A 6,657-nucleotide genomic window follows, 5' to 3' on the forward strand; every position below is an offset into this window, starting at 1 on the left:
CTTCGTGCACCATAATCTTGCAATGCAATAGGCCGTCGATGCTGTTGTGCACTTCTGTGACGCGCTTCGCACTATTTTGGTGCGCGAAAATTATTCAACACGATGAATTCAGCCGCTACACGGCTGACTCATGTATCTCAACCGCCCTAGCTTCGCCATTTCCGCATTAAATTATATCTATCATTACTTATGGCATAACCTTTGCTTTACTTCATTTGTGGCAGACATGAATTCGACTTAATTCGAGAAGGGGCAAATATGAAGCTGGTTACCGTGGTTATCAAACCATTTAAGCTGGAGGATGTGCGTGAAGCCTTATCCTCTGTGGGTATTCAGGGGCTGACCGTAACCGAAGTAAAAGGATTTGGTCGCCAGAAGGGACACGCAGAGCTCTATCGGGGAGCTGAATACAGTGTCAATTTCTTACCTAAAGTGAAAATTGATATTGCAATTGCTGATGATCAATTGGATGAAGTGATTGACGTGATCAGTAAGGCGGCCTATACCGGCAAAATTGGTGATGGCAAAATTTTCGTTGCTGAATTGCAACGTGTTATTCGCATCCGTACCGGCGAAACCGACGAAGCAGCACTGTAATTTGCAGGCTCAAATTTAGTGAATAGGGATGGGTTGATGATGAAAAAACTTTTATCCATGTTGGGCCTGAGTTCGGTAGCGATGCTGCCTTCTTTGGCAATGGCCGCAGCACCGGCTGTAGCTGACAAAGCTGATAATGCTTTTATGATGATTTGCACCGCGCTGGTGCTGTTTATGACTGTGCCCGGTATTGCCCTGTTCTACGGCGGTCTGCTGCGTTCCAAGAACGTATTATCGATGATGACTCAGGTCATGGTGAGCTTTGCTCTGATCTGTGTGCTGTGGGTGCTCTACGGCTATAGTCTGGCTTTCGGCACCGGCAATGCATTCTTTGGTAGTTTCGATATGGCGATGCTAAAAGGTATTGGTTTGACCAGCCTGAGTGGCACTTTCTATCAATATATCCATGTGGTGTTCCAGGCTTCATTTGCCTGTATCACGGTCGCACTGGTGGTGGGGTCATTCGCCGAACGTATTCGTTTCTCTGCGGTATTAATTTTTGCTGCACTGTGGTTCACCTTCTCATATTTGCCAATGGCACATATGGTATGGGGTGGTGGTTTCCTGGCAATGGATGGCGCGCTGGACTTTGCCGGTGGTACTGTTGTGCATATCAACGCCGCGATTGCTGGTTTGGTGGGCGCTTACTTACTGGGTAAACGTGCTGGTTTTGGTAAAGAAGCGTTCAAACCTCATAACTTACCTATGGTGTTTACTGGTACTGCGATTCTGTATATCGGCTGGTTTGGCTTCAATGCCGGTTCAGCCAGTGCCGCGAATGAAATTGCTGCACTTGCCTTCTTGAATACAGTAGTTGCAACAGCGGGTGCTATCTTGTCTTGGGTCTTTGCTGAGTGGATTTTACGCGGCAAACCGTCGCTGCTGGGTGCATGTTCCGGTTGTATCGCAGGTTTGGTTGCGATTACGCCAGCGGCAGGTACAGTCGGGGTTGGTGGTGCATTGATTATCGGTCTGGTCGGGGGGGTTGCCGGTCTGTGGGGTGTGGTTCTGCTGAAGAAATGGCTGCGGGTAGATGATACCTGCGACGTATTCGGTGTCCACGGCGTGTGTGGGATTGTCGGTTGTATCCTGACCGGTGTCTTCACCTCGGCTTCACTGGGCGGTACAGGTTACGCCGCTGGCGTCACTATGGGCCATCAGGTAGGTGTGCAACTGTTCAGCGTCGGTGTGTGTTTGGTCTGGTCTGGTGTTGTTGCCTTCGTTGCCTTTAAAATTGCTGACCTGTTGGTTGGCCTGCGGGTACCAGAAGAACAAGAACGCGAAGGTCTGGATGTTAACAGCCACGGCGAAAATGCATACAACCAATAAGCTAGAAGTAGCAGTAGCAGTAAAATAAATAATAATGATGATAGCAGCAGGGGCGATATGATATCGCCCCTGTTCTATTTTTGGCAAAGGCTATCGAGGTATCATCGATGCAAACGAATGACACCTTCCTGCACGGTAGAAGCCACTAATATCCCTTCCCGGCTGTAAGTCTGGCCACGGACAAAGCCCCGCGCGCCGGAAGCAGAAGTGCTTTCTACTGCATACAGCAGCCAATCGTCCAGGCGGAATGGCCGATGGAACCACATAGAATGATCTATCGTGGCAATCTGCACTCCTGGCTCCAGGAAACCAATCCCATGTGGCTGCAAGGCCGTTGGCAGGAAATTAAAATCAGAGGCATAACCCAGTAAATACTGATGAACCCGCAGGTCATCTGGCATGGCGCCGTTGGCGCGGAACCAGACATAGCGATTAGGTTCTTCTACCGAGCCTTGCAATGGGTTGTGGAATTTCACCGGGCGCATTTCAATTGGCTGATGGCCGATAAACTTTTCCCGTACTTTTTCGGGGATCATATGTGCGAATTGGCGAGCAATGTCTGTTTCCGACATCAACCCTTCCGGCGGGGGAACGTCCGGCATGGTATTTTGGTGTTCAAACCCCTCTTCTTGACTCTGGAACGATGCCGTCATATAGAAGATGGGTTTACCATTCTGAATCGCACTGACCCGGCGGGCGCTGAAGCTGTTGCCATCACGTAGTGTTTCGACGTCATAGATAATGGGCTTGCTGCTGTCCCCTGGGCGCAGAAAATAGCTGTGGAAAGAATGTACTGCCCGCTCTGCCGGTACGGTTTGTTTTGCTGCATAGATAGCCTGACCCACTACCTGACCACCAAATACCTGGCGCAAGCCCAGATCTTCACTTTGGCCACGAAAGATACCTTCTTCAATTTTCTCAAGGAAGAGCAGATCGAGTAGTTTTTCTAATGCTTGACTCATGTTGTGGCCCCTGATGGTTGAGTTTATACACAGTGTGCTGAATCCGTTGGGCGCTCGTCAATATATTGCTGTGAAAGGCCTGTTCAACTGAGGAATATCGGATAAGGAATAGTCTGATAAATGCCTCAATGGGGTAAGCGTCGGCGGGAAGTAGAATATTGTGCTATAATTGGCTTGCTAGGTGGTTGAAGCCACTTATTAAACGCCGGCTGTTCTGTGGATAGCTTGCATCTTAATAATAAGAAGGAGTGCGACCTATGAAACCTTGGCAATCAATGAAATTCTGGCAGATAGCAGGTGGGGCAGCATTAGTGGTAAGTTTGGCTGGGTGTGCTCATCGAGGGGCTGATGTTCCGGTTCCCGCACCGGCAGGTGTAACCACTGCTGCCGCACCTATTGCACAGCCTGCTGTACAGGGGACAGTGAATATCCGCGAGCGCATTGCATTACCACCTGATGCCGTAGTCACGGTTACGCTGTCGGATGCCTCACTGGCTGATGCACCATCACGGGTTATCGCCCAGAAAGCAATTCGTACTGAGGGCAAACAAGCTCCGTTTACTTTTGCTTTGCCGTTTAACCCAGCCGACATCCAGCCAAATGCACGTATTATTGTAAGTGCAGCGATCACTCGCAATGGCCAGTTATTGTTTATCACCGATACCATGCAAGAAGTGATCAACCGTGGCGCGGGTACCCAGGCTAATCTGTTATTGGTCCCTGCAACCTCTGTTGCTATAGAAACAACCCCAGGGGGACCGGCAACAATACAGGGCGCGCCTACCATAACAGGCAGTGCGACCATCCAGTAATGTTTAACCCGCCATGAGCCGGTTTTTCAGAAACGCCAATTAATTTGGCAATAGCGCCACAGGATAGTCACTATCTGTGGCGTTTTTATTAGCGGTATTGCCAGCGATAGCGGCGTAAATCAATTCGACCCGAAGTATCGATATCAATACCTTCAGCCAGTAATGCCTTTTTCTGTCTAAGATAATCATCACCAATTAATGATATTTCGCCATGGCGATTAATCACCCGATACCAGGGTAAGGCAGAGCCTTCCGGCAAGCGTTTGAGAACCCCACCGACTTGGCGTGCAGCTCTGGGGGAGCCAATCAGCCGCGCGATATCGCCATAAGTGGTCACTTGTCCATAGGGGATAGCGGCCACCACCTGGAAGACCCGTTGGCGGAAACTGTCGACAAACGGTAGGTCACCCGATTCTGTGGGCAAATCTGATGTTGTAGACTCCCGCTGATTTTGGCTCTCTGTTTTTGATGATGTCACAGCATTCTCTTTTTTATCTACATGGGCGGATAGTGCCACGCTATAGAAATAAATCGGGCGATATAAATAGAATGAGATGAATAAATAACATCATCAATGCTTTTGGTGCCAGCAGAAAATAGATTTAACCCAAACCTGAGGGGAAGTGGGCAAGAAACCACCGGTTAGTGCGGGTTGTCTTGCTATTTGGTGGGTCATGGTCGATAATGCCCACCGCTCCAGAGTACAAGGAGCCGTTAACGTCAATGGAGGTCCTGTTGGTTCTCCCGCAACACTAACTTGTGAACTCGGTCAGATCCGGAAGGAAGCAGCCGTAGCAGGCGAGGTGTGTGCCGGGATGTAGCTGGCAGGGCCTCCACCATTTCTGATAAGTGCATGATATCCATCATATTCAACACTTGTCTCGTGCATTGAAACGGCAGTGATACAACTTTTGTGTATCACCTGGGCGCTAATCAATGTCACATCTTATGCTTTCCCGTCATGCAATCTGGTACTACCCTAGAGTCTACCTGACACTTGGAAAACGTCGTGAAATTCGAATCAGCTTTATCATAATGATATTATGCCGGTGCATAGTGTTTTTGGTGCTTCCGTAGCGATAATCTGAATCCTATTCAAACCTTTTTACTTTGAAACCAGCTTGTTTTTTATTATCTGTCCGTCTTTCATGATGATAGTCAGGTTTTTTTCAGGATCTGCCAGCAGTCCGATATCAGCGATTGGATCGCCGTTAACCAGCAATAAATCAGCTAAGGCTCCGACTTCGACCACACCAAGTTTTCCTGGATATGGATTGCGTCGATCTGATAGTGCTAACAATTTTGCATTATCAGATGTTGCCATTCTGATCACTTCGGCGGGCGTATACCACCGTGTCATTGTAGAAAGCTGTGAGCCTTGTCGGGCTGCCAAATTTCCATCAAATAAAACATCTGTTCCGAACGCAACTTTCACCCCGTATTTTTTAGCTAAGCGATAAGCGTTATCAGTCCCGGCAAAAATCTGCGCTGCTCTGGCTTGTCCTGCGGGATCGGGCTGTTGATTTGCATTTTCGTCCGCCAAAAAAGGCTGCAGACTCCACCATGTACCTGTATCTGCCATTAATTTTGCAGTTGCATCATCTGCCAATTGACCATGCTCAATTACTTTTGCTCCAGCTTTGATAGCATTGCTAATGGCTTCAGGGGTATAAGCATGGACTGTCACATAAGTACCCCAATTAGCCGCGGCCTCGACTGCGGCGTGAATTTCATCGACGCTAAGTTGAACTGTATCTAATGGGCCATAGGGAGAAGATACGCCACCGCCTCCTGTCAACTTGATTTGGCTAGCTCCTTGCAACAATTGCTCTCTGGTGCGCTTTCGAATTTCATCGGCTGAATCAGCTATCGCTGACATACCAATTCGTTCTGGGTAACTTAATTGATCTGGGGTAGCCGGTATTTCTGAAAGCATCCGAAAATCACCATGACCACCCGTTTGTGAAATCATTGCCCCTGATGGCCAGATGCGTGGCCCTTTGATTACGCCATTATCAATTGCGAGTTTTAAGCCAAACGCGGGTCCACCCAAATCTCGAACGCTGGTAAAACCGCGCAGAAGTGTTGACTCTGCTTCAGCACCGGCCAGCAATGTGATAAAACTTAACGGAGCGGTTGACGCTAATGCCATGGAAGGACGAGCCATAAAAGTATGCCAGTGGGCATCGATAAGGCCCGGCATCAATGTTTGACCATTGCCAGCGATATGCACGGCATCAGTTGCTGGATTAATCGGTTGAGCAGAGATTTGAGTGATTTTATTGCCTTCAACAACCACATTCATTTTGGACGTTAAGGTTGTGCCGTCAAAGACCCGGACATCTTCGAAGATAGTCATTGGTAATTTATTTGACGATTGAGCATAAGATAGTGAGGGTAGGAGGCTGACCATACAGGCAGCCAAAAATGTTGTTTTGATTGTCTTTGACATCAGTATTTTCCTCTCGTTTCTGAGAACAAGATAGCGTTGAGTATTATATATATCTTATCATCTCTTTTATTTTGGTACTGTTGCCAATAGCTGCTTAGGGCAAACTGTTGATGATAGGAGGTTGCATCCATTTTTTGCCCGACTGCTGCCGTGATTATATCCGGCATGATCTCGCGGCGGGGCTTTATTTCCTTAGCGATTGATACCTATTTCTTCGTCAGCCAGGGAGACGTTGCGCACCAAAAAATAATATCTCCACCAAGATAATCGTCGGCAAATTGTACAAACTCATCCTTGCTAAATGGCTTACCCGTATTGGGGTTCTTGCAGGTCAAGGTCGGCTCCTGCACTGCCATGGTAATGAGTGCTAGCCTCCACCATTGCTGATGTTATCTTCTTAGTGTGCTTATCTAAAGTGTCAACCCTTCTTGCTGGACCTCTTCTTTAAGTTTTCTTATGCTATTGGTCAGANATTTTCAGATAGACGTATTAATGAAGGAGGAAA

6 protein-coding genes and 1 other RNA gene are annotated in these 6,657 nt (G+C 48.0%); 4 read left to right on the forward strand and 3 right to left on the reverse strand.

The genetic code is table 11. The features are described 5' to 3' along the window. The first annotated feature begins 258 nt into the window (after positions 1–258). Together glnK and amtB are read left to right on the forward strand one after the other, a co-directional pair. The gene (gene glnK / locus V2A85_RS08545; RefSeq protein ID WP_002208627.1) at positions 259–597 is read left to right on the forward strand and encodes a P-II family nitrogen regulator; all 339 of its coding nucleotides are present in this window, start codon (positions 259–261) and stop codon (positions 595–597) included. A 39-nt stretch (positions 598–636) separates the two neighbouring features. Beyond that, on the forward strand, positions 637–1,926 hold the full coding sequence (amtB, locus tag V2A85_RS08550; protein WP_083163833.1) for an ammonium transporter AmtB: 1,290 nt from the start codon (positions 637–639) through the stop codon (positions 1,924–1,926). A gap of 101 nt (positions 1,927–2,027) precedes the next feature. Here the strand turns inward: amtB and tesB are convergent, their stop codons facing one another. Then, positions 2,028–2,888, reverse strand: a complete 861-nt coding sequence (gene tesB, locus V2A85_RS08555) for an acyl-CoA thioesterase II (RefSeq protein ID WP_420071250.1) — start codon at positions 2,886–2,888, stop codon at positions 2,028–2,030. 257 nt (positions 2,889–3,145) lie between these two features. Between tesB and V2A85_RS08560 the strand changes: the two genes are divergently transcribed. After that, positions 3,146–3,700: a YbaY family lipoprotein gene (locus tag V2A85_RS08560; RefSeq protein WP_372558203.1), complete on the forward strand. Its 555-nt coding sequence runs from the start codon at positions 3,146–3,148 to the stop codon at positions 3,698–3,700. Between the two features lie 88 nt (positions 3,701–3,788). Here V2A85_RS08560 and V2A85_RS08565 read toward each other — a convergent pair whose 3' ends face one another. After that, positions 3,789–4,124, reverse strand: a complete 336-nt coding sequence (locus tag V2A85_RS08565) for an MGMT family protein (protein WP_372559840.1) — start codon at positions 4,122–4,124, stop codon at positions 3,789–3,791. Between the two features lie 309 nt (positions 4,125–4,433). On the opposite strand from V2A85_RS08565, the gene ffs reads away from it, so the two are divergent. Beyond that, an RNA gene (gene ffs, locus V2A85_RS08570) (signal recognition particle sRNA small type) lies at positions 4,434–4,530 on the forward strand. A gap of 275 nt (positions 4,531–4,805) precedes the next feature. Here ffs and V2A85_RS08575 read toward each other — a convergent pair. Beyond that, positions 4,806–6,152, reverse strand: coding sequence for an amidohydrolase family protein (locus V2A85_RS08575; protein WP_420071251.1), 1,347 nt, complete (start codon positions 6,150–6,152; stop codon positions 4,806–4,808). Positions 6,153–6,657: the final 505 nt, after the last annotated feature.

It is taken from the genome of Yersinia sp. 1252 StPb PI, assembly GCF_048593885.1.
GTDB lineage: Bacteria > Pseudomonadota > Gammaproteobacteria > Enterobacterales > Enterobacteriaceae > Yersinia > Yersinia enterocolitica_E.